Below are 22,857 nucleotides of genomic sequence, written 5' to 3'. Positions count from 1 at the left end.
ATGCACGACATCCAGCCCAGGATACAGGGCGTGTGGCCAGGGCTGCGCGAACTCTATGAAGGGATCGAGGCATCCACCATCGGCCATCTGTACGAGGCCGGCTATGTGCACGGCCTGCAACCGCTGGCGCGCCCCATCCGGCTGCTCGGCAATGCCGTCACGGTGAAGCTGCCCGCCGTCGACGGCAGTGCCATCCGCCCTGCCCTGATCGCGAGCCAGCCCGGCGACGTTCTGGTGATCGAGATGGCAGCTGGCGACCAGCACCGCGCCTGCTGGGGCGAACTGCGCACCCTGGCCGCCATGAAGAAGCAACTGGCCGGCGTGGTGATCGCGGGCTGCGTGACCGACGTGCGGGCTTTGTCGGCGCTGGGATTCCCGGTATTTTCCCGCGCTGTCAGCGCACTGACCACGCGCGCGCTCGACAGCGGGGGCGCGGTCAATGTCCCCGTCACCATCGCCGGCGTCCAGGTGCGTCCCGGCGACCTGGTGGTGGGCGACGACGATGGCCTGTTCATCCTCGACCCGGCGTCGGCCCTGGAAATCGGCAAGCAAGCGCATGCCAAGCAGCGGGACGAAGCGGCCAGGCGTCAGCAATTGCGTTGACTTCGACTGACTTGCAGATGATAATGAGAACTATTTTCAATTAGCCAGCCACACGTGCACTCGCTGCATGCCAAGCCAGCCCTTGTCATCTGAGGAGCTTTCCGTGCAGTCGAATCAGCTTTTGCCGTTTAAATACCGCCCGCTGGTGGCAGCCATCCTGCTTGGCGTATCAGCACAGTCGCACGCCCAGCAAGAAGTGGGACTTGTCCTGGAACCTGTCGTCATCCTCGCTTCGCGGTCGAATATCGAAGCGGACAAGGCACCACAGACCGTGGTTGTCATCGACAGGAAGGAAATCGAACGGCAACTGGCCATTTCCGGCAACTCCTCCGATGTATTGAGCAGCATCCTCCCTTCCTATACGCCCAGCCGCGGCAAGATGAACGGCTCCGGTGAAACGCTGCGCGGCCGCACGCCCCTGATCCTGATCGACGGCGTGCCGCAATCGAACCCGGTACGCCCGACCGGCCGCGAGGCCCACACCATCGACTATTCCATGGTGGAGCGCATTGAAATCGTGCAGGGCCCGAACGCCATCAACGGCCTTGGCGCGACCGGCGGCACCATCAACATCATCACGCGCCGACCGGAAAAAGGATCGATGAACCAGACTGTCGACGTCCAGGTCACGGCGCCGACTACCCACGTCGAAGGCGACACCTTGAGCTACAAGTCCAGCTACCGCATCGACGGCCGCCTGGACAAGCTGGACTACCTGTTCGCGGTTTCCTATGAAGACCAGGGCCTGTACCTGGATGGCAAAGGACGCAGCATCGGCGTCGACGTGACGCAGGGCGACCTGATGGATTCGCGCAGCTACGACGTGCTGGTCAAGATCGGCTACCGTCCGGACGACCAGCAAAAGCTGCAATTCTCCGTCAACCGCTACCGCGTCAAGTCCAAGGCCAACTACCTTGGGGTGGCAGGAGACCGCAAGCTCGGCATCCCATCCACTTCAGTCGAGGGCACGCCACCCGGCGCACCGGCCTGGAACGACGTGTGGACCAGCAGCGCCAGCTACAACCATTACGACCTGGCCGGGATGGAACTGTCCGCCATGGTCTTCAACCAGGAATTCGTGGGTTTGTTCGGCGCCGACAAATCGGCCACCTTCCAGGACGTGAAGATCGCGCCGTCCGGCACCCTGTACGACCAGTCGCGCGCCGTTGCTTCCAAGTTCGGCAGCAAAGTCGGGCTGACCAAGGCCGGCCTGCTGGATGGCCGCCTGAAGCTGACGGCGGGCATCGATACGCTGTCCGACAAAGGCAAACAGGATATGTACCTGACCGGCCGCACCTTTGTGCCCGAGTCGAAGTACACCAACTTCTCGCTGTTCACCCAGGGCGAATTCAGGATCTTCGACACTCTGACGCTGCACGCCGGCGTGCGCCGCGAGAACGCCGACCTGAAAGTGGACAGCTATCGCACGCTGGCCGCGTACAAAAATACCTTCGTCGAAGGCGGCAAGATCAAGTTCAACGAAACGCTGGCCAATGCCGGCCTGGTTCTCACGCCAGTCAAGGATGTCACCGTGTACGCCAGCTATTCCGAAGGCTTCGGCCTGCCGGACATCGGCCGCACCCTGCGCTCGATCAATACGCCGGGACAGAAGATCGGCAATATGCGCAACCTGGAACCGATCCTCACGGAAGGCATTGAGCTCGGCACCCGCGTGCGCAAGGGCGACTGGGAGCTGGACGCCGCTTACTACCGCTCCGACTCCGATTTCGGCGCGCGCGTGATCTCGGTCAATGGCGTGTTCAACATGGCGCGTGAAAAGACCCGCCTGGAAGGCTATGACGCCAGCGCCACCTACCGTTTCAGCAAGGCGCACCGCGCCAGCATCGCCTATGCCTACACCAAGGGGCGCTACGACAGCAACAGCGACGGCAGCCTGGATGCGAAACTCGACGGTCTGAATGTCGCCCCGAACCGCCTGATCGCAAGCTGGAGCGCGAACTGGAGCGACAAGCTGTCTTCCTACGTACAGCTGCAGCACGCCTTCAACCAGGGCTTCGACGATCCGGCCAAGGAATTCAGCGGCTACACGCTGACCGACGCCTCCCTCAGCTACAAGATAAGCAAAGGTACGCTGCGCGTCGGCATCGCCAACCTGTTCGACAAGGACTACATCACCTACTACTCGCAAAGCGCCCTGGTGGAACCGGCCCGCTACTTCGCAGGCCGTGGACGCAGCGTAACGCTAGGCTATTCGCTGGGCTTCTAAGCGCAAGCGCCTTCCTACGCAATCGTTCGCGGCATTGCCGTCTTCTGGCTTGCCCAGTAGCCGTAATCGACGTGGATGTTTTCCATGAGCTCAAGCAGGCTGCTTGCCTGGTTGGTCAACAGCAAAGTCCATTGCGAAAAGAAGTTCCCCTGCTTTTCCGCCATCTTGGACATGGTGTTGGCGTGGCGGATCAGGGCATAGTCCTCGGCCAGGATGGCGCAGCCCTGGCGCCAGTCGAGGTTTTGCTGGTGCAGGCGCTGCATGATGGCCGCCTGCAACTGCAGCCATTCGCTCCAGACCTGCGGGTCGCCAAACCGGCTCGCGAGTCCGGCCGACAACATACTGTTTTGCAGCAGGCGCGCGGCCTGCCGCTGCACCAGCGAATTGGCCTTCATGGAGACAGCCAGCGGCGCCAACGCCTTCGATTCGCGCAAGGCTGGCAGGCCTGGCTTGTCGATGGTTTTCAATCCGACGGAAACGGGAAGTTTGCTCATATCGTCCTCCAATGGCGCTTAGGCGCAGAGCCGGTCGAGCATGGCGTGGATCGCCTTGATCTGCACCGCTTCGCGCGAGTAATAGTCGGGGGCTTGCGGATCCAGGCTGGTGTAGCCCCACCAGTCCCAGCATCCATCCGGGTTCTGGACGGTGTCGTTATCCGTTCCCTCGGCCTGGGGATAGAGCACGATGATGTCGTTGCTCTCGGCGATATGGTTGTAGCCGGTGGTGGTGAAGTAGCGGTTGCCGTAAGGCGGCTGGTTGGCGATGTCGGCGCGGCCATTGACGTAGTCGGTGTAGTTGTAGCCCTGCTTGCAGCCGTGCAGCGCGATGTGCACGCGCGGCTCCTTCACTCGTCCCGCCGCGACGTTCGAAGGGATGTAGATGTAGCCGAACTGGCTCATGCTGGCCCGGTCCTTCGCATCGGCAAAGAACTCGCTCTGGTCGAAGCGCAGCAGCTGCCCGGCCAGGCTTTCCGCCGCCGGCTGCAGGTCGTTGTAGATGTGGCGCAGGATATCGTGCGATTGCATGAAGCCGCCGTTGTTGATGTACGGCGGCTGGTTGGTGCGCAGCTCCGAGTCTTCAGGATTGTCGGTGATGATGCTATGCCCTGCAGGCACACCGTCGACATAGCGGATGTTCGCCGGATTTACGCCCAACAGCTCATAGAACTTGCGCGTGCGCGCCACCACGTCCGAATCCACGACGTCGTCCGCGCTGCCGGTAAAGATGTAGAGGCGGTCATCGGCCAGGTTGGCGACCGCGTCGATCTGCCCTGCCCTGGCGGTTTCCTGGGCCATGCCGGCCAGCTTGTGCGCGTCCGGCGCCACCTGCGGGATCAATGGATTCATGCAGATATACAGCGAGTTCTCGATGCAAGCATCTTCCGCCGTCATCATCTCGTCCGGCCGGAAAATTTCCGCACAGCGGAACGGCCCGCCCGCAATGATGCCGGCGCCGGCAAAACTTGCCGAATGGGCCAGGTGCAGCTGCACAGTCATGAAGGCCCCCGACGACAGGCCGGAGATCGAGTTGTTGCGCTTTGACGCCTTGAACGAACCGAGTGGGACGACCTTGCTGCTGGAGCTTGCGATCATGCTGAGCCTCCTGGTAAGCAACTAGTTGACGGAACGGGGGGGAAACGCCGCGATGGCGCCTAGCGACTATATCGTCGCCAGCATCGTCAGCAATTGAGCTTGCGCAAACTAGATTAGCAGCCAGCGAGCCCGAAAAGCTCCCCCATTGTCACAACTGGGCCGCCCGGCACATGAACTTTTTTCAGGGTCTGCTGTCTAGCCTCAAATCCCTTCGCTCAAGCGTGGGCCAAAGTTGAAGCTCGCTGACGGGAGGGACACATGGAAGTGGAAACACGCATCGCAAGGACTGAGGCAATGATGGAAACCAACCGACAAGAAATTGATCGCTTATACACAGCCATATCTGAACTGCGGAAATTGATCCTCGAACGAGCAGACCGGCTCCAGGCTGAGCTCGACGACGGATTCAAGGAGATACGCCGCGAGGCCAGCATTAACCAGCGTTGGATGATCGGCCTTACACTCGTCAACACAACAATGGTTCTTGGCCTCGGTGGCAAATTGTTTGGCCTGTACTGACGGCTTGGCCTTATTGCGAACTGGACGGCTTGCGATATCCCGCTTCCATCCACGCAGTCGCGCTGGCGACGCTCAACTTGAAATTCGGTGCCACGCGCACTTGCGCCTGTTCTTCGCCGAAGGGATCAAAGGCGGTCAGGGTCGCGTAGGGATCGTCCTCGTCCGGGGTGATGTCGAGGTTGACGGTGATGTAGGCCGCCCCTTCCGTGTGAACGCGCACGCTGCGGTGCAGTTGCGCATGCAATTGCTGCTCATGGCGGCGGATGACTTCGCTGGCCGTCTTGACCAGCGTATTGAAAGCATTCACGTCCAGCGGCTTGGGATTTTTCTTGTCGCGGCCCATGGTCCAGGGACCGACCAGGGCAGGTTCCGCTTCGCCATCCTTGATCATCGCCACCGCCCAGCCATCGTCATCCTCGTTCTTGATGACGCGTGCAGTCCAGCCGTTGTCCTGCCAGACGCGGTCTTCCTGCACCAGCACTTCCTCTTCCATCAAATCATCGATCATCGCGGCTCCAATGTTAGCTTGCTGAAAATACTGTAATTATATACAGTTATTTGTTTCCGGCAAGTACCACTGGATCAGTAACGCCCGGCGGCCAGGTCGGCCATGTACTGGTCGTACTTGCCGCTTTCCTTCAACTTGCGCAGGCCGCGGTTGAAACGTTCGATGTAGCCAGCGTTCGCGGCGTCGGCACGCCGCATGATCAGCCGGTATTGGGTGGTGTTGTAGCGCCCTGTGGCGACTGCGATGCCGGCGGCTTCTTCCGGTTTGAACCTGGTGCGCAGGATGTAGCGGCCCACATCGAGACTGGCCGGAACCACGTCGACCCGCCCTGCCACGAGCTTGCGCAGGTTGAGCTCTTCGTTCGGTGCGCGATCGAGATGCACGCCCGGAACCTCTTCGAAGCGGTATTCGTAGCCGGCCACGCCGCCGATACGCAGGCCGGCCAGGTCGGCATCCTTGGTCCAGGTGAAGTTGTAGCCTTTGCGGTGGAAAAACACCGATTGGGCTTCGAGCACGGTATCGCTGGACAGGAATTCCCGTGCACGTTCAGTCGAAGGCGGCCCCACACTCCAGACCAGCGAGCCATTGACCAACCCCCGCTGCGCCTCGGCGTAAGCGCGTGGCCAGGGACGGAACACATAATTAACGGTGATGCCTTCCAGCGCAAAGGCTTCCGTCACGATGCGCGATACGGCGCCGTAATGCGGCAACGTCTTGGACAGGTAAGGCAGCCACTCGCCATTACTGAGCGTAATGGTCTCCGCCCGCGCCCACGGTACGGCCAGGATGCAAAACAGGAGTGCCTTCCAGTTCATCGCTCCAGCATAGCGCAGAAAAGGGAAGGCCCCCGGGGATTCTCGTCCCTAGTCTTTGCCCAGCGCCCATTGCCCTGCCCCGCCAAGCGCAGTCGCGCTCACTACCAGCAACAGGAACAGGGCGTGCAGGTTGCCCAGGACAGGCGCGCCGTGAATCCAGCCAAGCACGATTGGCAAGCCGACAACCAAAGTCAGCACCGCGCTGGCGTATGGCATCAGGAGGCCGATCATGATCAGCGCGCCGCACAGCATCTCGGTCAGGTGCAGGGCCCAATAGCCGGCGCCGTTAAGCGTCGATGGGAAGCCGGAATGGCGGAGGGCCTGGAAGCCCATGAGGATCGCCATGCCGCCAATGGCAAGGCGCAGGAAAAAACGGGACGCATCGAGACGGGTTTTGGAAACTGCCATGAAAATCTCTTATATGGTTGGACAAATTGCGCAGGCGAACGGATCAGCGCCCAGATCCGCGCCGCGCGATTGTCGCACCATGCCGGCAGGCCATCAAGGGTTAGCGCAACCCTGCCCCCGTCCATGGCTGCACCGGATTGAAGCGGGCGCGCAGGAACTCGAAGAAACGGCGGACCCGGACCGGGATGCCGTCCCGATGCGGCACGATCGCCAGGATGTCGGCATCCGGGCAGTGCCATCCTGGCATCACCCGCACCAGTTCCCCGCTGCGCAGGCTATCGCGCACACTCCATTCGGAACGGATGATCAGCCCTTTGCCCGCCACCGCCCACTGCTTGGTCACTTCGCCGTCGTTGCTGCTGAACGTACCCGCCACACGGACGCGCTCCATCTGGCCGTCCTGGTGGAACTGCCACAGGGTCGCATCTTCATCGTTCTCGCGCAGGATGATGCAGCGGTGCTGCTGCAGGTCGGCCGGGTGCTGCAGCGGCGGCGCCGATGCGAGATAAGCCGGCGCGGCGCACAGGTAGCGTGCGTTCGGCGCCACCTTATAGATGGCGGAACTGGTCACCGGCATGGCGCCGATATGCACCACCAGGTCGAAGCGGTCATGCGCATGGGCCGACAAACGGTCCGCCAGCGTCAGCGTGATATCCACCTCGGGGTGCAGGTCGTGGAACTCGGCCACCAGGCTGGAAAGGTATTGGCGCCCGAAGCCCGGCGGGCCGAACACGCGCAAGGGGCCGGCCAGCGAGTCATGCTGCTGGTGCAGTTCGCGCTGCAGGGCGTCCAGGTCGCCCAGGATGCGCTTGCCGCGCTCATACACCAGGGTGCCCTCTTCCGTCAGCTGCAGCCGGCGCGTGCTGCGGTGCAAAAGCTTGGTGCCCAGCCGGCCCTCGAACTGGCGCAGGCGTTGTGATAATGCCGACGCGGTCTGGCCCAATTGGCGCGCGGCCGCCCCCATGCCGCGCGCATCGACGATTTCGATAAAAATTCGCAGTGACTGGATCTCACTGAAGTTCTTCATGCTTTCCATGGGGTGCCCGGCGCCAAGTGGTGTGGAATAATGACTAATAGTTGGTGCGCGAGTTTGCCGTAAATCAATATGCGGATCGTTTACGGATTCTGGCTATCGTTCGAAAAGTTATAAAATGTTGCCAAATTGCACCTTCGCCAGCCCATGCGTACTGCCGAGCCAGCCCTGAATGTTGTTAAACTGTCATGTCCTCATATGCATGAGGCATTGCCGCGCCCGCGCCTGTTCGATGTGCTTGGCGCCATGCGCCAGCGCCACAAGCTGGTGTGGCTGACAGCGCCGGGCGGCGCCGGCAAGACGACCCTGGCGGCCAGCTACCTGCGGCACCTTGGCCAGCCTCCCCTGTGGTACCAGATCGACAATGGCGACGCCGACCCGGCCTCGCTATTTTTTTACCTGGCGCAGATGCTGGGCGAGCGCGGCGCCGGCCTGCCCAGCCTGCGGCCGGAGCTGTGCGGCGACATTCCACGCTTTGCGCGCATCTTTTTCCGCGCGTTCTTCGGCCAGCTGGCGCCAGGCAGCGTGCTGGTATTCGACAATGTGCAGGAGTTCGACTGGGAGCACTTGGGACAACTGTTCGAAATCGCCTGCAGCGAGATCCCGGACGGCATCACCCTGCTGGCCTTGAGCCGCCACGCGCCGCCGCCGCGCCTGGCGCGTTTTGAACTGGACGCAAGCCTGGCCACCCTGGCATGGGAAACCCTGCGCTTCGATGAAGACGAAGCGCGCGCCCTGGCCAGCGCCGATGGCCAGCCGCTGGATCCGGCCTGGCTGGCGCGGGCCGATGGCTGGGCGGCCGGCATCGTCATCATGCGCGACCATGCGGCGCGCGACGGGGACGGCGCCATGCCTGCGCTGGAGGGGCACGACGCCATCTTCCGCTACCTTGCCGGCGAAATCTTCGAACGCGCACCGGCGGCGGTGCAGCGCCACCTGATGATGCTGTCCTGCCTGCCCGCGGTGTCGGCCGAGGATGCCGAACATTTGAGCCAGGACCCCGCCATCCGCCACACGCTGGACCACCTGTACCGCAACCGCCTGTTCATCGACCGGCGCGGCGGGCCGCAGCCGATCTACCACTTCCACGCCCTGTTCCGCGACTTCCTGCAGCACGTGGCGCGGCAGCAGCTGCCGCCGCCGGAACGCCTGGCGCTGCTGGCACGCGCGGCCCACATCCTCAACCGCCAGGGCCGCACCGAAGAGGCGCTGCAGTTGTACCGCGACAGCGGCGCCTACGATGCGATCGTGGCCCTGCTGCTGGAGCATGCCTACGAGATGATGGGCACCGGCCGTGCGCAATCGTGGCTGCACTGGCATAGCTGGGTACCGCCAGCGGTGACCGAGAACAATCCTAGGCTGTGGTTCTGGCAAGGCGTGATGCTCAACCCGGTGGAGCCGCTGCGCGCGCGTCCGCTGCTGATACGGGCCGAGGCCGAATTTGCCGCCCAGGGAGACGTGCAATGGCAGCTGATGGCGGCGGCCACCCTGGTCGACAATTCGTATTTCCAGTACGGCTGGCGCGATTCCGATTCGATGACGCACTGGATCGAGGTCATGCTGGCCGGGCTGGCGCAGGTCGATGCCGGGGCGATCGATCTGGAGATCTCCGTGCGCATCCAGTCGCGCCTGATCCTGGCGCTGATCTCGAGCGGGCGCGCGCCCGACCAGCGCGTGTTCGGCGCGATTGTCGAGACCTGTGTCAACGGCCTGCGGCAGATCGAAAACTACGGCCGGGTGCTCGACGTAATCGGCATCGTCCTGCTGGCGTCGCACTGGATCGAGCTGGCGCCCGGCATGGAAGCGGTGCTGCTGGCAGCGCTGCGCCAGAACATGCACAACGACGCGCTGAATCCCTATGCCCGGCTGCACGCGGTGCAGTGGGCGGCCTTCCGCATGCTGAACCTGGACGGCGAATTGCAGGAGGCGCGCGACCTGTTCGATTTCAACCGCCGCCTGGTCGACGAATACGGGCTGGATCGCTGGCGCCTGAACATCACCTACTTCAACACCCTGGTCCATCTCACGCTGCGCGAACTGGAGCCGGCCGGCGAATGGCTGCAGCAGACCAGGCAGCACCTGATGCCGCTCACGCCCTACAAGTCCTCACGCCTGGCGATGCTGGAAGGCGAATACCTGCGCCAGAGCGGCGACACCGCCTGCGGCCTGCGCATGCTGCTGGACGGTTTTGAACGCGGCATCGACAACCACGCCACCAGTGCGCTGGAAAGGGCCCGCTTCGAACGGCTGATCGCCGGCCATTACGCGCTGCTGGGCGATTTCAACGCCGCCGACCAGTGGTCGCAGCGCGCCATCGAGGATGCTTATGGCCTGGATCTGGCGGTGTCGCAGCTGGGACGCGGCTTCCTGCAGGCCTACGCCTGCGCACAGCGCGGCGACCTGGAGGGCGCTGCAGCACTGATGGGCCCTGCCATGCAGGCGCACCGCATGGGCCGTCACCATGGCTTTTACGTGCGCCTGCCGCAGCTGGCCAGCGAAATCGCCGCGCTGGCCCTTAGCCTGGACATGGAAGTCGAACACGTGCGGCAGATCATCCGCCGCCAATGCCTGCCGCCGCCGGCGCACGCGGTAAGGCACTGGCCGTGGCCGGTGGCGGTGCGCACACTGGGCAGCTTCAGCGTTGCGCTGCACGGCACACCACTGCCGGCCGGCGGCAAGACGCAGCAGCGTCCCCTGCTGCTGCTCAAATCACTGCTTGGCAGCGGCACCGCCGGACGCCCGCTGTCGGCCCTGATGCAGCTGTGGGCCGATGTGGCTGCGCCCAAGACAGCGCTGAACGCGGCCATCCACCGCCTGCGCAAGCTGCTGGAGAACGACGCCGCCTTGCTGGTCTCCGGCGCCAAGGCCAGCCTGGACCGGCGCCAGCTGTGGTCCGACGTCGACGCCCTGTTCGCCCTGTGCGACCGCATCGACAGCCTGCCGCCGCAAGCACCGCTGGCGGAACTGCGTTCCTGTGCCGATGAACTGCTGGACCTGTACCGCGGCCCGTTCTGCGAAGGCGACGACACGGTCTGCCTGCTCCCCATGCGCGAGCGTTGCCGCAGCCGCTTCCTGCACGCGGCCGATGCCCTCGGCCAGCGCCTGGAAGCGGTGCAGCAATGGCCGCTGGCGCACGAAGTCTATGCCCGCGCCAACGAAGCCGAACCGCTGGCGGAAGTAGCCTATCGCGGCATGATGCGCTGCGCCCAGGCGCGCCGCGATCCGGCCGCCGCCTTTGCCATTTACCGCCGCTGCCGCGAAGTCCTGTCGATCGTCCTCAACCAGCAACCCTCGCCTGAAACATCGGCGCTGGCCCAGTCGCTTGGCCTGCCGCCCGACGCCGCCTGACTTCCTTCCCGCCTTGGCATTGTGTAGCGCTACTAAGAAATCAATGTAGCGTGCGCCAATTGCTGCAAGGAAATACAAATGTTTGAATGCTGTCCGGCTTCTGGTGAAGTCATTTACAAGGACAAGACATGAAACAGAGACTCAACCGCCGGCAATTCCGCCTGGCGGCGCTAACCCTTGCCGTATTGAGCATTTCCCCGGCGTTTGCAGCTACCCGTGTTGACCTGTCCAAGGGCGTGCAGCGCGACGCCGTGGCCGGTGCCGATGTGCGCCCGACCAGCTCCGCCTTCATGACTGCGGACGGCAAGCGCAAGGTGCGTTACCAACAGTTCTTCCACAATGTGCCGGTGTGGGGCGAGTCCCCGGTGGTGGCAGAGCAGTCGCGCGACCGCCAGGGCGCCTTCGGCGACGCCGGCGCCCAGTTCGTCAGCGGCACCCTGCTGGAAGGCCTCGATGCCGACCTGCCGCAAGGTAAGCCAAAGCTGTCCAGCGCCGACGCGCGCCGGCTGTTGCTGGCCCAGGTACGCAGCCAGGGCGGCGATGTTTCCAAGGCCGAGCATGACGACATCCAGCTGTATGTGCAGATGGACAGGAACGGCCGCGCCCAGTTCATCTACATCGCGTCCGTGTTCCTGCATGGCGACCTGCCATCGCGCCCGACCTTCATTTTCGATGCCAACAGCGGCGCCATCCTGCAGCAGTGGGACGACCTGCAGCACCGTGAAGCCACCGGCATCGGCGGCAACGAGAAGACCGGCGCCTACCACTACGGCAAGGAATACAAGCCGCTGCAGATCATGGACGACTGCAGCTACGACAGCGCCAATGTCATGACCATCGACATGAAGAACGGCACGGCCGCCGTGACCACGCCGTTCAAGCTGGCCAGCTGCCCGACGACCGGCATGCCGAACAACGACGAGCGTCCGATCAACGGCGCCTTCTCGCCGGAGAACGATGGCCAGGGCTACGGCAATGTGCTGTTCAATATGTACCGCGACTGGTACGGCGTGCGCCCGATCGAACAGAAGCTGTCGGTGCGTGTCCACTACGGCAACAGCTACTCGAACGCATTCTGGGACGGCCGCCAGATGACCTTCGGCGACGGCGGCAGCGGCATGTACCCGCTGGTATCGCTGGGCGTCCTGGCGCACGAGGTAAGCCACGGCTTCACCGGCCAGCATTCAAAGCTGATTTACAGCGGCATGTCGGGCGGCATGAACGAAGCCTTCTCCGACATGGCGGCACAGGCAGCGGAAGAATACTTCCTCGGCAAGCCGACCTTCCTGATCGGCGGCGAGATCGTCAAGGCCCAGGGCAAGGCGCTGCGCTACATGCTCAATCCTGAGCAGGACGGCAAGTCGATCGGCCACGCCAGCAAATTCACCTCCTCGCTGAACGTGCACTACTCCAGCGGCGTGTACAACAAGGCCTTCGCCACCCTCGCCAGCACGCCTGGCTGGACCGCGCGCAAGGCATTCGAGATCTTCCTGCTGGCGAACTCCATGTACTGGAAAGCCGGCAGCACCTTCAACGAAGGCGCATGCGGCGTCGTGCAGGCGGCCAAGGACAAGGGCTATCCGCACGCCGAAGTGACCAATGCATTCACGGTGGTCGGCGTCAGCTGCGAAGGCGGCACCACGGGCGGCGGCGGCACCGGCAGCATCAAGCCGCTGAGCAGCGGCGTCGCCCTGACCGGCCAGGCTATTGCCGCCAACGGCAACCTGCAATACACCGTCACCGTTCCTGCCGGCGCCAGCTTCCTGGCCGTGCGTACCGGTAACGGCAGCGGCGAAGCCAACGTCTACCTGAAGGCCGGCAGCACCATGCCGACCACTGCCAGCTTCGACGCCAGCTCCACCACCTCGGGCAATGCCGAACTCGTACTGGTCAAGGCTCCCAAAGCCGGCACCTATTCGATCCTGGTCACCGCCGGCGCCGCTGTCAACGGCCTGTCCGTGATCGCCGTGACCCGCTAAGCGCTGCACAAAATACCAAGGAAGACACAGATGAAATTCGAACTGAAATTGATGGCCGGCGCGGTTGCGGCGGCCCTGCTGGCGGGACAGGCTTTTGCCGATCCGGTCGACAACCCCGAACTGACGCAGGCGCGCCGCCCGGTCACTGCCAGCGCCATGGTGCAGGGCACCGACCAGGTACTGACCTATGAAGTGGTGGACGACCGCGCCATGCTGGGCGACATCGTGCTGGGCAAGCACAAGGACATCCAGGCGCGCGGCATTCCACCGCTGTTCGTCGAGAACTGGACCAGGAAGTCCGCCAACCAGAGCGCACTGGTGGCGATGGACAACGTCTATAAGACTGCGACCCGCTGGCCGAACAACACGCTGTACTACACGCTGGATCCGCTGCTGACCCAGAAGAAGCTGGACGCCATCGCGGCCGGCATGAAGCTGATCACTGATTCCACCGCGATCCGCTTCGTCAAGCGCACCAACGAACCTAACTATGTGAAGTACACCTCCTCCGGCGGCTGCTGGTCGTACGCCGGCATGGTGGGCGGCGAGCAGACCATTTCGATCGGCGACGGCTGCGAGAAGTCCGGCGTGGCGGCGCACGAATCGATGCACGCCCTGGGCTGGATGCACGAACATATGCGCCCGGACCGCGACACCTACGTCAAAGTCAACACCGACAATATCTCGTCCTCGATGCAGAGCCAGTTCACCAAGATGCGCCAGGACCAGGTGGTACTGAACGGTCCATACGACCTGGACTCGGTCATGCACTACCCGTCGTGGGCCTTCTCCGCCAACGGCAAGCCGACCATCGAACCGGTCGATCCTGCGGTCGATCCGAAGCGCATGGGCCAGCGCACGCAACTGAGCCCGCTGGACATCGCCGCCCTGCGCGCCACCTACCCTGGCGAAGTAGGCACCGTGGAACTGAAGATCGCCCTGAGCGCAAAGGAACTGACCTTCGACCAGGACAAGAGCGGCAAGCTGACCATGGACGTTTCGGCGCCTGCCGGCGACCTGGCCAGCCTGAAGTTCAGTGCCCAGTCGGACAATACCGCCCTGATCGCCAACAGCGGCTTGGTGGTCGGCGCTGCGGTTGGCAACCAGCGCCCGGTGACCGTCACCCCGGTCGCAGGCGCTTCCGGCGTGGCCAATATCGTGCTGCATGCGACCAATAGCGCAGGCAAGGACGTGACGGCGGCCGTCAAGGTCACGGTACTGAAAGGCGCAGGCGGCGGCACCACCCCGGGCGGCGGTGGCACAACGCCAGGTGGCGGCACTTCGGGCAAACCGTTCGAGCTGACCGTGAAATACCGCGGCGGCGACGTGGTATCCCTGGGCGGCAAGAACTACACCTTCAAGGTGTTCTTCAACGGCGTGGCTGTCACCAACTACTTCATCAACGGCAAGTCCTGCGTGCCGGGCACCTGCACCGAACAGAAGCCATTCATCTGGGGCGGCGTCAAGTCCTACTGGGTGGAATCCGGTAACACGGGCGGCGGCACCACACCGGGCGCCAAGTGCGATGTGGTACTCGACACCACGCGCGACTACCTGATTGCCACTGCAGGCCAGCAGAAATCCCTGGTACCGGCGGCCGACATGGCCGGCGCGCCAGGCTTGGTCTGGCCCGATGGCGGCGCGCAAGTGTGGAACCTGCAGCGCAATGCCGATGGCTTCTACGCGATCGTCAGCAAGGCGTCGCGCCTGGCGCTCGATACCCAGGGCGGCAACGCCGGTGCGCAAGTCGTACTGGCTGCCGCAACCGCCGCGCAAAGCCAGCAGTTCTGCGCCAAGGCTTCGGCTACCGGCTACCAGCTGGCCACCCGTGCCGGCAGCCTGGCGCTGAACGCCGCTGATGCCGACGGTGCAGCCGTCAGCCAGGCAGCCAGCGGCAGCAACTGGATGCTGTCGGCCAAGCCGGGCATCAAGCCGGTCAAGTAATCGTCCCCTTTAACCGGCACGGCGGCCCCCTCCCGCCGTGCCGGCTTTTTTGCGTTAACATCGTGTGCAAAAGGATGTTCCAAAATGCGCTACCTATGCTCCCTCCTGTCTTGCCTGCTGACCGCTAACCTGACCGCCTGCGCCGCCGAGAGCGGACCGCAGCACCTCTGGCAATCTGCAACATCCCTGGTCCTGCAATGTCCGCCGGGCCAGGACTGTGCCGGCACGGTCGATTACCGCGCCCTGTACATCGACGAGAATGGCCGCCAGGTCTACCTTTCCTTCGACGGCGACCTGCCGCTGTCGGCGCCGAATGCCGCGGCCATGGCCAAGGCATTCCATTATGGCGACCTGTATTGGCCGGAAGGCCAGGGCATGGCCGCTGCACACCTGCAGGCGGACGGCGGGGGGGATGGCAGGCTGCGCTTCCTGCCCGCGCAGCCAGGACGACTGCGGGCGGAAGCCGTGCTGACCCGCTACAGGGTTGTGGTGGAACGCAGCGGCGGCGAGGAATGCCGGCTGGACGACGTGGCCGGCATCTGCCACAGCGAGACGGTGGTCAAAAAGCCACTGCGGATTTTGCTGGACTTCCCGTTGCCGGCAGCGGCTGGACAGGCGCCGGCGCGCCAGCCTGGTATATAAACCGCCATTCGGCCAGCGTCGGCTTGCCTTCGAAATCCGCATCGGCGGTATCGAAGCCGGTACGCTTGTGCGGCGCACGCGCCGAATTGCTGGCCACCCCGACCAGGGCGCCGTCCGGTCCGCGCAGCAGGGCCCACTCCCCGCCCGTTTCCGGGTCCGGCCGCAGGCGCCGCAAATGGCGTACCGCGACGGGAAAGCGCGGGTCCTGCAGCAGGTCTTCCAGCTTGCGCGGATACTGCCCGTTGCCGCCTGGCGCCTGCACATAGCTCTCGATGGCGCGCCGGTATTCGCCGCCCACCTGCAGCAAAAGCCGTTCGCGCAGGCGTTCGCCTTGCGTGATATCGACTTCCACCGCACGTCCCAGCAGCAGGATCATTACGGCCAGCACACCCAGCATCCATAGATAGGCCATGCCCTGCTGCCGCTTACCACTGCGCATACGGCCTCCCGTCGCTGCCGGTACCAGCCGCCCCGCTGCGCACATCAGCCACATTGCCGCGCGGCGCTTCAACATTGACCGGCCCGGCCGCCGGCGGCAGTTCAGACGCCATCTGCGCCGGCGCCACCACCAGCCAGCTGTCGCGCCGGTCCGTGACCGGATCGACAGGAATCTCGCGCAGGTAGCGCAGGCTCACCAGCTCGTCCAGCGAATCCGGATAGGCCCCGCGGTCGCTGTGGTACTGGTCGATCAGGCGGCGGAAGGTGGCCAGGTCGTCCTTCAGCACGGATTCCCTGGCACGCTCGATATGGCCCATATAGCGCGGCGCAATGATGCTCAGCAGCGTGGCCATGATGGCCATGGCAACCAGCAGCTCAAGCAGGCTGAATCCCCGCCCCCGGTTACCATTCACGGTACGGCACTCCGTTCAAGCCGCGGCCCTCGTTCAGGGATGTCACGTCGTAGACATCCTCCCCCGCCTGCGGTGCATCCGTTGGCGATGCGTAAGCGCGCTGCGCCCAGGTGCTTTCCGGCGCCGCGCCAGGATCGGGGAAAAATGGATCGCGCGGGATCCGCCGCAGGAACAGCAGACGCTTGCCGTCCGGCGCGGTGCGGTCCTGCACGCCGGCCGCCAGCACCTGCAGGTTGGGCGGATAGCCGCTGCCGCCCAGCTTCTTTTCAATCCTGCCTTCCTCCGTAGCGCGCTTGTAGGCATCCAGCGCGGCACGGATTTCGCGCAGGTTGTCGCGCAGCTCCGCTTCCTTCGTGCGCAGTGCCAGCCGCTGCGTCAGCGGCATCGCGGCGCCGGCAATAAGCCCCAGCAGCGACAGCGTCACCAGCAGTTCGATCAGGGTAAAGCCCCTGGTGTACCGGATCATTGCTGCGCGCCAGGGACCGGTTGCGCGACGGCCGTTTCCGGCGTGGCGAGCGGTGCGGCGCCCTGCTGAGGTAAAGCGACGCGTGCATCGCGCTTCGGCAACCGCAGCAAGTCGCCCCCAACGTCTTCCTCGGTACCGCTGGCAAACTCGCTGACCTCCGCTGCCGGCAGTTCCCGTCCGCGCAGCACGCGCGGGGTAATCAGCAGTACGATCTCGGTCTTGCTATGCTGGCTGCGCTGCGAAGAGAACAGCCGGCCCAGCACCGGCAGCTGGCCCAGGCCCGGCACGCGCTGTGCAGACTCGATTTCGTCGCGCTTGATCAAGCCCGCCAGGATCTGCGTTTCGCCATCCTTCAGGCGCAGCGCGGTATTGGTAGTGCGCGTGCCTATCTGGTAGGTCAGCAGGCCGGTCTTGCTCGCCACTTCCTTCACGATGTTGCTGACTTCCAGGCTAAGCTTGATACCCACTTCGCTGTCGTCGTACACCTGCGGCTCCACATCCAGCTTCAGGCCGACGTCAAGATAATTGACCGATTCGGCAATCGAGCCCGAGGCGGGGTTGGTGGTGGTGGTAATCACGGGCACGCGATCGCCGATATGGATCTTGGCCTTCTCCTTGTTCTTGACGCGGATACGCGGATTGGCCAGCGTGTTGGTATCGCCGTCCGTACTCTTCATGCGCAGCACCAGGGCGGGATCGGCGACCCGCAGCGGCATGTCGCGCAGGCCCACGCCTTTCAGCCCGTTCAGCGACAGCTGGGTACCGTCGGACGACAGCGGTAAAGCCAGGCCGACGGTGTCCGGGAATTGCAAACCCAGGTCATTCATCTTTTCGCGCGCCACCTCCATCACCTCGACTTCGAGCATCACTTCCGCATCGGCGATATCGTTGGCGGCGATCAGCTTCTCAGCCACGGCGATGGCGGCCGGCGTATCGCGGATCGTCACCGAGTTCATTTTTTCATCGATATGGATGTCGCGCGTACGCGCGATGGTCTTGATCAAGCCGCTGGCCACCTTGGCATCGATGTTATTGAGATAGAAGGTCTTGACGTTCAGCGCCTCCAGCCGCTTCATCTTGTTCGGAGTGGCCGGGTAAATCAGGATCGAATTGTCGTTCAGGACGCGGCGCGCCAGGCCGTTGCCGGACAGCAGGACGCCCAGCGCATCGATCAGCGGCGTGTCGTGGGCCAGGATGGTGGCGCGGGCATCGAGCTTGACGTCGCTGTCGAACACGAAATTGATGCCGGTGCTCTGTCCCAGCATGTCGAAGATCGACAGCAGCGGCGCGCTGCGGAACTCCAGGTTTACCAGCTTGTTCATGGCCGACGACATGGCGACCGGCGCCAGGTCCTGCCGGTTGCGCGCGGCATCAAGTTCCGCCAGCTGCTTGCGCGCGCGCGCATCGCGCGGCGCTTCCAGCAGCACCTGCCTGGTCAGGAAACGGGCGTGTTCCGCATCGCCTTTCTGGAACGCAGCCGCCGCATCGTCCAGTTGCGCTGCATGCAGCCTGCTGCGCTCCAGCGTCTTCAGCCCCAGCACGGCGCGTGGATGATCACGCTGGATGCGCAGCACTGCTTCATAGCTGGCCTGGGCCTCGTCGAATTTCTGGTTGGCGGCCTGGGTCGCGGCATTGCGCAGCAGGCGGTCGGTAGCGATCTCGCGCTGGCGCAGCCAGTACTTCCGATATTCCGCATTGGCGGCGTCGGACTGCGCCAGTTGCTCCAGGTTGGCGAGCGCTTCTTCGCTGCGGCCATCAGCCAGCATCTGGCGCGCGTGGACGAAGGTACGTTCCGACGAAGTGCTGCAGGCGGCCAGCAAGGCGCAGCATGCCAGGAGTGTCAGGCGGATTGGAATGGCATTCATGGGTTCACCTTCAGGGACAAGGTCTTTTTCTGGTTCGAGGAAATGTGGGTAAAAGCCAGCGCCCCCGCTTCGATGCCGTTGAAGCGCCAGCCGCCGGGCAGGTCCTGACCGGGGCGCGCGATCATGGGTGTGCCGCCGCTATCGAGGTAGACATCCAGCATTCCATCGCGTTCCAGCTTGCCGAGATAGGCGAACGGGAATGGCAGCTCGGGCACCGGTTCCACCACGCGCGCCTGGCGTGCCCCGCCGGCATTGCCACGTGCTCCCTGCCGCGGCACTGGCAGCACCGCCTCTGCCGCGGCGGGACCGCTCTCCAGGCGGAACGGGTCGCCCGCCACCGGCGTTCCGGCCAGTGGCCGCAGGTGCCCGCGCCAGGAAGCGCGCGCTTCATCCTGCACCAGCACTGTGCCTGCCTCGGGCCTTGCCGGTGCCGCCGGCTGCGTGGCGGCCTGGGCGCCCGTCGGGCTTTCATCTTCATCCGGCACCTGCCATATGCTCCATACCGACAGCAACAGCACGGCGGCCAGCGCCAGCAACATCTTTTTCGTCCTTGCGTCCACGTGCTATGACCTGCCCTTCCCCGGCGCAGGCGGCGGCGCCTGGTAATAAAAACTGATGCGCAGGTGAGCCGTCACCTGCTGCCCCTTGGCGTCGCGCTCGAAGCGCGTCTCATCCAGCGTAGCGTTGCTGGCCTCATTCATCGCCATGTTGAGGAAGGCGCGCAGGCTGGCGTAGTCGCCGCCGATGGACAAGGCCACCTGGTAGCGCTGCAACGCCAGCGACGGCACCGGCTGCAGCTGGTATTGCGCAGCGCCGATCCTGAGCTGGACCGATCCGGCGGCCGCGTCCAGCTGCGCCAGCTGGTCCGGCAACACGTCGAACTTCGGGAAGTGCTGGTAGAAATCCTGCAGCGAAGGCCGTGCGGAGGAAGGCGGGGCGGCGGAGCGTTGTTTCGCGCTCGCTTCCTGGAGTTCTGTTGCCAGCAGCGATGCCTGGCGCCATGCCGGCAATACGCGCCCGGCCAGCAGCAAAGCCGCAGCCAGCAGCAGCCAGGCGCCGACGCGCCCGGCAGGCCCGAGCTGCTTCCAGCCGAATTGCAGCCAGGACTTCATGGCGCTGCCTTTGGCCGCGGCGCCTGCTCCCAGCTTGCGGCAAGCTGGAACTGGCTGATGCGGGACTGCTCGTCCCAGCGCTGCTGCACCAGGTGCACGTCGCGCAGTTCGCCGCTGGCCGCAAGACGGCGCAGGTACTCGTACAGGTCCTCCGCCCGATCCGCCTCGCCCGACAGCTGCAACTGGCTGTGCGCACCCGCAGGCTGGGGCAGGATCTGCGTCAGGCGTACGCCCGGCAGGCTGATGGCTTCCAGCGCCAGGAACAACTGCTCCCACGGACGGCGGAACTGCAATGCCAGGCGATCGGCCGCGGCGAACGACTCCGCCAGGCCTTTCGGCACCGGCGCCGGCGGCGCGCGCAAGCGCCACAGCTGCCCTTCAACCTGCGCACGTTCGGCATCGGCCCTGGTGTACGCATAGCTCGCGCCCAAGGCGCCTGCCAGGCCGGCCAGCAGCACGGCCACGCCAAGCGCCCTGCTGCCGTCGCGGCGCACAAAATCCAGATGTACTGCGGGCATCTCAAACTCCCAGGCACATGGACAGCACCTGGTCGCGGCGCGGATCGAAATGGGAACCCGGAGGCAAACGCAGCCAGGTTCCTTGCAACAGGCCCAAGTCCGGCCGGTCATGCTGCGGCGCGATGATGAACAGCGGCGTATTGAAAGCTCCGAGGGCGGCGCGCGCCTGGGTGATGAATCCCGGCAGGTGCAGCGCCCAGTTGGCCGGCAGCATGCGGTTATGCACGCTGTGCCACTGCCCCTGTGCCAGCTGCAGCATAGCCAGGCGGCGCGGCTCCACCATGGCCAGCAAGGCATCCTGCGGCAGCTGGCGGCTGATCCGGCCCAATACCGCGGCGAGCGACGGCCGCACGGCCGTCAGCCGCAGGCCGCAGCGCGCGGCCAAAGCCTCGATAGCTGCAAACCAGCGTTCATCGAGCGCCACCGCAACGCGCGGCCGGCGCGGGTAAAAAGGCGTCAGCGTCACGCGCCAGCCGGTGCTGGCATCGCCGTACTGCTGCTGGAACAGGGCGCGTGCGAAATCAATGGCCAGCGCTTCGTTGCCCAGCGCATCCTGCCACGGCACGATTGCATAGCGCACCCACGTGTTCGACACGACCACTTCCAGCCGGCCGCCGGCTTTTCCCAGCCACTCCCCCACTTCGGCGAACTGCGGCGCACCGTCCTGCAATGCCAGGGCGCACGACATCGACTCGCCGGGCTTGCCGCGCCAGCCGTGCAAGCGCACGCAGTCGATACGCTCGGCCCCGACGGCGAGCCGCACGCGTTCAGCGGACAAAAGTGACACGATTGATTTCCTCCAGTGTGGTTTGGCCGCGTGCCACCGCTTTCAGCGCCACTTCGCGCAGCTGCCTGGTGCCATTGGCGCGCGCCGCGGCCTTGATGTCGGCCATGGGCGCCTGCTTGACGATCAGTTCGCGCAGGCTGTCGTTCAGCTCCAGCACTTCGGCGATGGCGATACGGCCGGCATAGCCGGTGTTGCGGCAGTGCGGGCAGCCGCTGCCGCGCATGAACTTGAAATACTTGAGCGCCGCCGGCTGCACCCGCGAATGGATGATCAGCTCCGGTGACGGACGGTAAGCCTGTGAACACCGCGGGCAGTTACGCCGCACCAGGCGCTGGCCGACGATACCGTTCAAGGCCGACACCAGGCTGTATGGATCGACCTCCATATGCAGGAAGCGGCTGATCACGTCGAACACAGAGTTGGCGTGCACGGTCGACAGCACCAGGTGGCCGGTCAGCGAAGCCTGCACGGCAATCTGCGCTGTCTCCGGATCGCGGATCTCTCCCACCATCACCTTGTCTGGATCGTGGCGCAGGATCGAGCGCAGGCCGCGCGCAAAGGTCAGGCCTTTCTTGTCGTTGACCGGAATCTGCAGCACACCTGGCAATTCGTACTCCACCGGGTCCTCGATGGTGATGATCTTGTCGTCGCCGGTATTGACTTCGGTCAGGGCCGCATACAGTGTGGTGGTCTTGCCGGAACCGGTCGGCCCGGTCACCAGCAGCATGCCGTATGGTTCTGCCGCCAGGGAGCTGATGCGCGCGCGCGTGACAGCATCCAGTCCCAAGCTCTCCAGCGTCAAGCCATCCATCTGGCCTGCGACGGCCTGCTTGTCCAGCACCCGCAGCACCGCGTCTTCGCCATGGATGGACGGAATTACCGAGACGCGAAAGTCGACTTCGCGCCCCAGGATAACGGCTCTGAAACGCCCGTCCTGCGGCACGCGCCTTTCTGCGATATCCAGCTCGCTCATCACTTTCAGGCGCGACACCGCCTGCAGCGCCAGCTCGCTGCCGGCCACCCGGTTGGCGCCGTGCAGCACGCCGTCGATCCGGTACTTGATGCGCAGGCCTTCCGGTTCGCACTCGATGTGTATGTCGCTGGCGCCGCTTTTCAAGGCGTCATACAGCATGGAGTTCACCAGCTTGACCGGGGCGCTGTTCTCCGCATCGATGCGCTCCAGCGTGATGACCTCGACCACCTCGCCGCGCTTCTTGCTTTCGCCCTGCGAGTGCACGCCATCGATGGCGCGCTGGCCCTCCTCCAGTTGCGCGAAGCGCTGCTTCAGCGCCTCGTAGTCGCACAGCGCCAGCTGGTAGCTGCCGTCAAGCTTCTGTTCCAGCCAATGCATCAAGCCTGGTTGCAGCGGATCGGCAACGATAGCGAACAGCATGCCCTTGTGCAGGATCGGCAGGCAAAGCCGCGTCAGCGCTTCCGTGAACGGCAGGCGCGAAAAATCGGGATTCAATTCCGGCAGTTTCTGGTGCGCCAGCAGCGGGATGCCCAGCGTTTCGGACAAGGCAACCAGGACCATATCCGGCGAGCTGCGTACCAGCGTGGCCAGTGCCGCCTGCAGGCCCAGTCCATCCTGCTGCGCCTTGTCGCGCGCGCACTGCATCTGCGCAGGCGTGAGCAGGTTG

Annotated in this window: 22 protein-coding genes; 7 read left to right on the top strand and 15 right to left on the bottom strand. The window is 64.4% G+C overall.

Going from position 1 to position 22,857, the window contains the following annotated elements; translation table 11 throughout:
* Window positions 1-603, top strand: a complete 603-nt coding sequence (locus ASE26_RS20930; RefSeq protein ID WP_057246868.1) for an RraA family protein — start codon at window positions 1-3, stop codon at window positions 601-603.
* 103 nt (window positions 604-706) lie between these two features.
* Window positions 707-2,830: a TonB-dependent receptor gene (locus ASE26_RS20925; RefSeq protein WP_057246867.1), complete on the top strand. Its 2,124-nt coding sequence runs from the start codon at window positions 707-709 to the stop codon at window positions 2,828-2,830.
* 14 nt (window positions 2,831-2,844) lie between these two features.
* Here the strand turns inward: ASE26_RS20925 and ASE26_RS20920 are convergent, their stop codons facing one another.
* Together ASE26_RS20920 and ASE26_RS20915 are read right to left on the bottom strand one after the other, a co-directional pair.
* A complete protein-coding gene (locus tag ASE26_RS20920; protein ID WP_055925788.1) occupies window positions 2,845-3,324 on the bottom strand; it encodes a hypothetical protein in 480 nt (159 codons plus the stop codon).
* 18 nt (window positions 3,325-3,342) lie between these two features.
* Window positions 3,343-4,422, bottom strand: a complete 1,080-nt coding sequence (locus ASE26_RS20915) for a hypothetical protein (protein WP_055925785.1) — start codon at window positions 4,420-4,422, stop codon at window positions 3,343-3,345.
* Window positions 4,423-4,680: 258 nt separating this feature from the next.
* On the opposite strand from ASE26_RS20915, the gene ASE26_RS20910 reads away from it, so the two are divergent.
* Window positions 4,681-4,941 carry a hypothetical protein gene (locus tag ASE26_RS20910; protein ID WP_055925782.1) on the top strand — a complete coding sequence of 87 codons (261 nt, stop codon included), beginning with the start codon at window positions 4,681-4,683 and terminating at the stop codon, window positions 4,939-4,941.
* 10 nt (window positions 4,942-4,951) lie between these two features.
* On the opposite strand, the gene ASE26_RS20905 is transcribed toward ASE26_RS20910, so the two are convergent.
* The 4 genes from ASE26_RS20905 to ASE26_RS20890 form a co-directional block, all read right to left on the bottom strand.
* A complete protein-coding gene (locus ASE26_RS20905; protein WP_055925779.1) occupies window positions 4,952-5,449 on the bottom strand; it encodes a hypothetical protein in 498 nt (165 codons plus the stop codon).
* 74 nt (window positions 5,450-5,523) lie between these two features.
* On the bottom strand, window positions 5,524-6,264 hold the full coding sequence (locus ASE26_RS20900; protein ID WP_055925775.1) for an ABC transporter substrate-binding protein: 741 nt from the start codon (window positions 6,262-6,264) through the stop codon (window positions 5,524-5,526).
* A gap of 48 nt (window positions 6,265-6,312) precedes the next feature.
* Window positions 6,313-6,672, bottom strand: a complete 360-nt coding sequence (locus tag ASE26_RS20895) for a hypothetical protein (protein ID WP_055925772.1) — start codon at window positions 6,670-6,672, stop codon at window positions 6,313-6,315.
* A gap of 100 nt (window positions 6,673-6,772) precedes the next feature.
* A complete protein-coding gene (locus ASE26_RS20890; RefSeq protein ID WP_055926253.1) occupies window positions 6,773-7,699 on the bottom strand; it encodes a LysR family transcriptional regulator in 927 nt (308 codons plus the stop codon).
* A 204-nt stretch (window positions 7,700-7,903) separates the two neighbouring features.
* Here ASE26_RS20890 and ASE26_RS20885 point away from each other — a divergent pair, with 204 nt between their 5' ends.
* The 4 genes from ASE26_RS20885 (at window position 7,904) to ASE26_RS30820 (ending at window position 15,618) form a co-directional block, all read left to right on the top strand.
* On the top strand, window positions 7,904-11,053 hold the full coding sequence (locus ASE26_RS20885) for a BTAD domain-containing putative transcriptional regulator (protein ID WP_057246866.1): 3,150 nt from the start codon (window positions 7,904-7,906) through the stop codon (window positions 11,051-11,053).
* A 128-nt stretch (window positions 11,054-11,181) separates the two neighbouring features.
* On the top strand, window positions 11,182-13,032 hold the full coding sequence (locus ASE26_RS20880) for a M4 family metallopeptidase (RefSeq protein ID WP_055925766.1): 1,851 nt from the start codon (window positions 11,182-11,184) through the stop codon (window positions 13,030-13,032).
* Window positions 13,033-13,062: 30 nt separating this feature from the next.
* Window positions 13,063-14,976: a M12 family metallopeptidase gene (locus ASE26_RS20875; RefSeq protein ID WP_057246864.1), complete on the top strand. Its 1,914-nt coding sequence runs from the start codon at window positions 13,063-13,065 to the stop codon at window positions 14,974-14,976.
* An 84-nt stretch (window positions 14,977-15,060) separates the two neighbouring features.
* A complete protein-coding gene (locus ASE26_RS30820) occupies window positions 15,061-15,618 on the top strand; it encodes a hypothetical protein (protein ID WP_156397864.1) in 558 nt (185 codons plus the stop codon).
* Here the strand turns inward: ASE26_RS30820 and ASE26_RS20865 are convergent.
* From ASE26_RS20865 to ASE26_RS20825, 9 genes are read right to left on the bottom strand one after another with little or no spacing between them, the layout of a single operon-like run.
* Window positions 15,536-16,057: a type II secretion system protein gene (locus ASE26_RS20865; RefSeq protein ID WP_057246863.1), complete on the bottom strand. Its 522-nt coding sequence runs from the start codon at window positions 16,055-16,057 to the stop codon at window positions 15,536-15,538. The genes ASE26_RS30820 and ASE26_RS20865 overlap by 83 nt on opposite strands.
* Window positions 16,044-16,469 (bottom strand): type II secretion system protein, encoded by a 426-nt coding sequence (locus ASE26_RS20860; RefSeq protein WP_082507119.1) that lies wholly within the window; start codon window positions 16,467-16,469, stop codon window positions 16,044-16,046. The genes ASE26_RS20865 and ASE26_RS20860 overlap by 14 nt, the downstream gene beginning before the upstream one ends.
* Window positions 16,459-16,935, bottom strand: coding sequence for a type II secretion system protein (locus tag ASE26_RS20855; RefSeq protein WP_055925750.1), 477 nt, complete (start codon window positions 16,933-16,935; stop codon window positions 16,459-16,461). The genes ASE26_RS20860 and ASE26_RS20855 overlap by 11 nt, the downstream gene beginning before the upstream one ends.
* Window positions 16,932-18,800, bottom strand: a complete 1,869-nt coding sequence (locus ASE26_RS20850) for a secretin N-terminal domain-containing protein (protein WP_055925748.1) — start codon at window positions 18,798-18,800, stop codon at window positions 16,932-16,934. Before ASE26_RS20850 ends, ASE26_RS20855 begins: the two co-directional genes overlap by 4 nt.
* The gene (locus ASE26_RS20845) at window positions 18,797-19,339 is read right to left on the bottom strand and encodes a hypothetical protein (RefSeq protein ID WP_055925744.1); all 543 of its coding nucleotides are present in this window, start codon (window positions 19,337-19,339) and stop codon (window positions 18,797-18,799) included. Before ASE26_RS20845 ends, ASE26_RS20850 begins: the two co-directional genes overlap by 4 nt.
* Window positions 19,340-19,363: 24 nt before the next feature.
* Window positions 19,364-19,912: a hypothetical protein gene (locus ASE26_RS20840; RefSeq protein WP_055925741.1), complete on the bottom strand. Its 549-nt coding sequence runs from the start codon at window positions 19,910-19,912 to the stop codon at window positions 19,364-19,366.
* Window positions 19,909-20,430, bottom strand: coding sequence for a PilN domain-containing protein (locus ASE26_RS20835; RefSeq protein ID WP_057246862.1), 522 nt, complete (start codon window positions 20,428-20,430; stop codon window positions 19,909-19,911). Before ASE26_RS20835 ends, ASE26_RS20840 begins: the two co-directional genes overlap by 4 nt.
* A 1-nt stretch (window position 20,431) precedes the next feature.
* Window positions 20,432-21,217 (bottom strand): hypothetical protein, encoded by a 786-nt coding sequence (locus tag ASE26_RS20830; RefSeq protein ID WP_156397863.1) that lies wholly within the window; start codon window positions 21,215-21,217, stop codon window positions 20,432-20,434.
* Complete coding sequence (locus ASE26_RS20825) at window positions 21,198-22,835, bottom strand: GspE/PulE family protein (RefSeq protein WP_200953758.1); 1,638 nt, start codon at window positions 22,833-22,835, stop codon at window positions 21,198-21,200. Before ASE26_RS20825 ends, ASE26_RS20830 begins: the two co-directional genes overlap by 20 nt.
* Between the last annotated feature and the right edge of the window lie 22 nt (window positions 22,836-22,857).

Source organism: Duganella sp. Root198D2 (assembly GCF_001428585.1).
GTDB lineage: Bacteria > Pseudomonadota > Gammaproteobacteria > Burkholderiales > Burkholderiaceae_D > Rugamonas.
Note: the sequence above shows the minus strand (reverse complement) of the source record. Positions and strands in the feature narration are given on the sequence as shown.

Bases quoted from the DNA above. Each gene is read 5' to 3' on its own strand.
- ASE26_RS20920 (WP_055925788.1), bottom strand. From the start codon at position 3,324: ATGAGCAAACTTCCCGTTTCCGTCGGATTGAAAACCATCGACAAGCCA.
- ASE26_RS30820 (WP_156397864.1), top strand. From the start codon at position 15,061: ATGCGCTACCTATGCTCCCTCCTGTCTTGCCTGCTGACCGCTAACCTG.
- ASE26_RS20840 (WP_055925741.1), bottom strand. From the start codon at position 19,912: ATGAAGTCCTGGCTGCAATTCGGCTGGAAGCAGCTCGGGCCTGCCGGG.
- ASE26_RS20905 (WP_055925779.1), bottom strand. From the start codon at position 5,449: ATGATCGATGATTTGATGGAAGAGGAAGTGCTGGTGCAGGAAGACCGC.
- ASE26_RS20835 (WP_057246862.1), bottom strand. From the start codon at position 20,430: ATGCCCGCAGTACATCTGGATTTTGTGCGCCGCGACGGCAGCAGGGCG.
- ASE26_RS20865 (WP_057246863.1), bottom strand. From the start codon at position 16,057: ATGCGCAGTGGTAAGCGGCAGCAGGGCATGGCCTATCTATGGATGCTG.
- ASE26_RS20845 (WP_055925744.1), bottom strand. From the start codon at position 19,339: ATGTTGCTGGCGCTGGCCGCCGTGCTGTTGCTGTCGGTATGGAGCATA.
- ASE26_RS20825 (WP_200953758.1), bottom strand. From the start codon at position 22,835: ATGCAGTGCGCGCGCGACAAGGCGCAGCAGGATGGACTGGGCCTGCAG.
- ASE26_RS20930 (WP_057246868.1), top strand. From the start codon at position 1: ATGCACGACATCCAGCCCAGGATACAGGGCGTGTGGCCAGGGCTGCGC.
- ASE26_RS20850 (WP_055925748.1), bottom strand. From the start codon at position 18,800: ATGAATGCCATTCCAATCCGCCTGACACTCCTGGCATGCTGCGCCTTG.
- ASE26_RS20900 (WP_055925775.1), bottom strand. From the start codon at position 6,264: ATGAACTGGAAGGCACTCCTGTTTTGCATCCTGGCCGTACCGTGGGCG.
- ASE26_RS20880 (WP_055925766.1), top strand. From the start codon at position 11,182: ATGAAACAGAGACTCAACCGCCGGCAATTCCGCCTGGCGGCGCTAACC.
- ASE26_RS20855 (WP_055925750.1), bottom strand. From the start codon at position 16,935: ATGATCCGGTACACCAGGGGCTTTACCCTGATCGAACTGCTGGTGACG.
- ASE26_RS20895 (WP_055925772.1), bottom strand. From the start codon at position 6,672: ATGGCAGTTTCCAAAACCCGTCTCGATGCGTCCCGTTTTTTCCTGCGC.
- ASE26_RS20890 (WP_055926253.1), bottom strand. From the start codon at position 7,699: ATGAAGAACTTCAGTGAGATCCAGTCACTGCGAATTTTTATCGAAATC.
- ASE26_RS20910 (WP_055925782.1), top strand. From the start codon at position 4,681: ATGGAAGTGGAAACACGCATCGCAAGGACTGAGGCAATGATGGAAACC.
- ASE26_RS20875 (WP_057246864.1), top strand. From the start codon at position 13,063: ATGAAATTCGAACTGAAATTGATGGCCGGCGCGGTTGCGGCGGCCCTG.
- ASE26_RS20915 (WP_055925785.1), bottom strand. From the start codon at position 4,422: ATGATCGCAAGCTCCAGCAGCAAGGTCGTCCCACTCGGTTCGTTCAAG.
- ASE26_RS20885 (WP_057246866.1), top strand. From the start codon at position 7,904: ATGCATGAGGCATTGCCGCGCCCGCGCCTGTTCGATGTGCTTGGCGCC.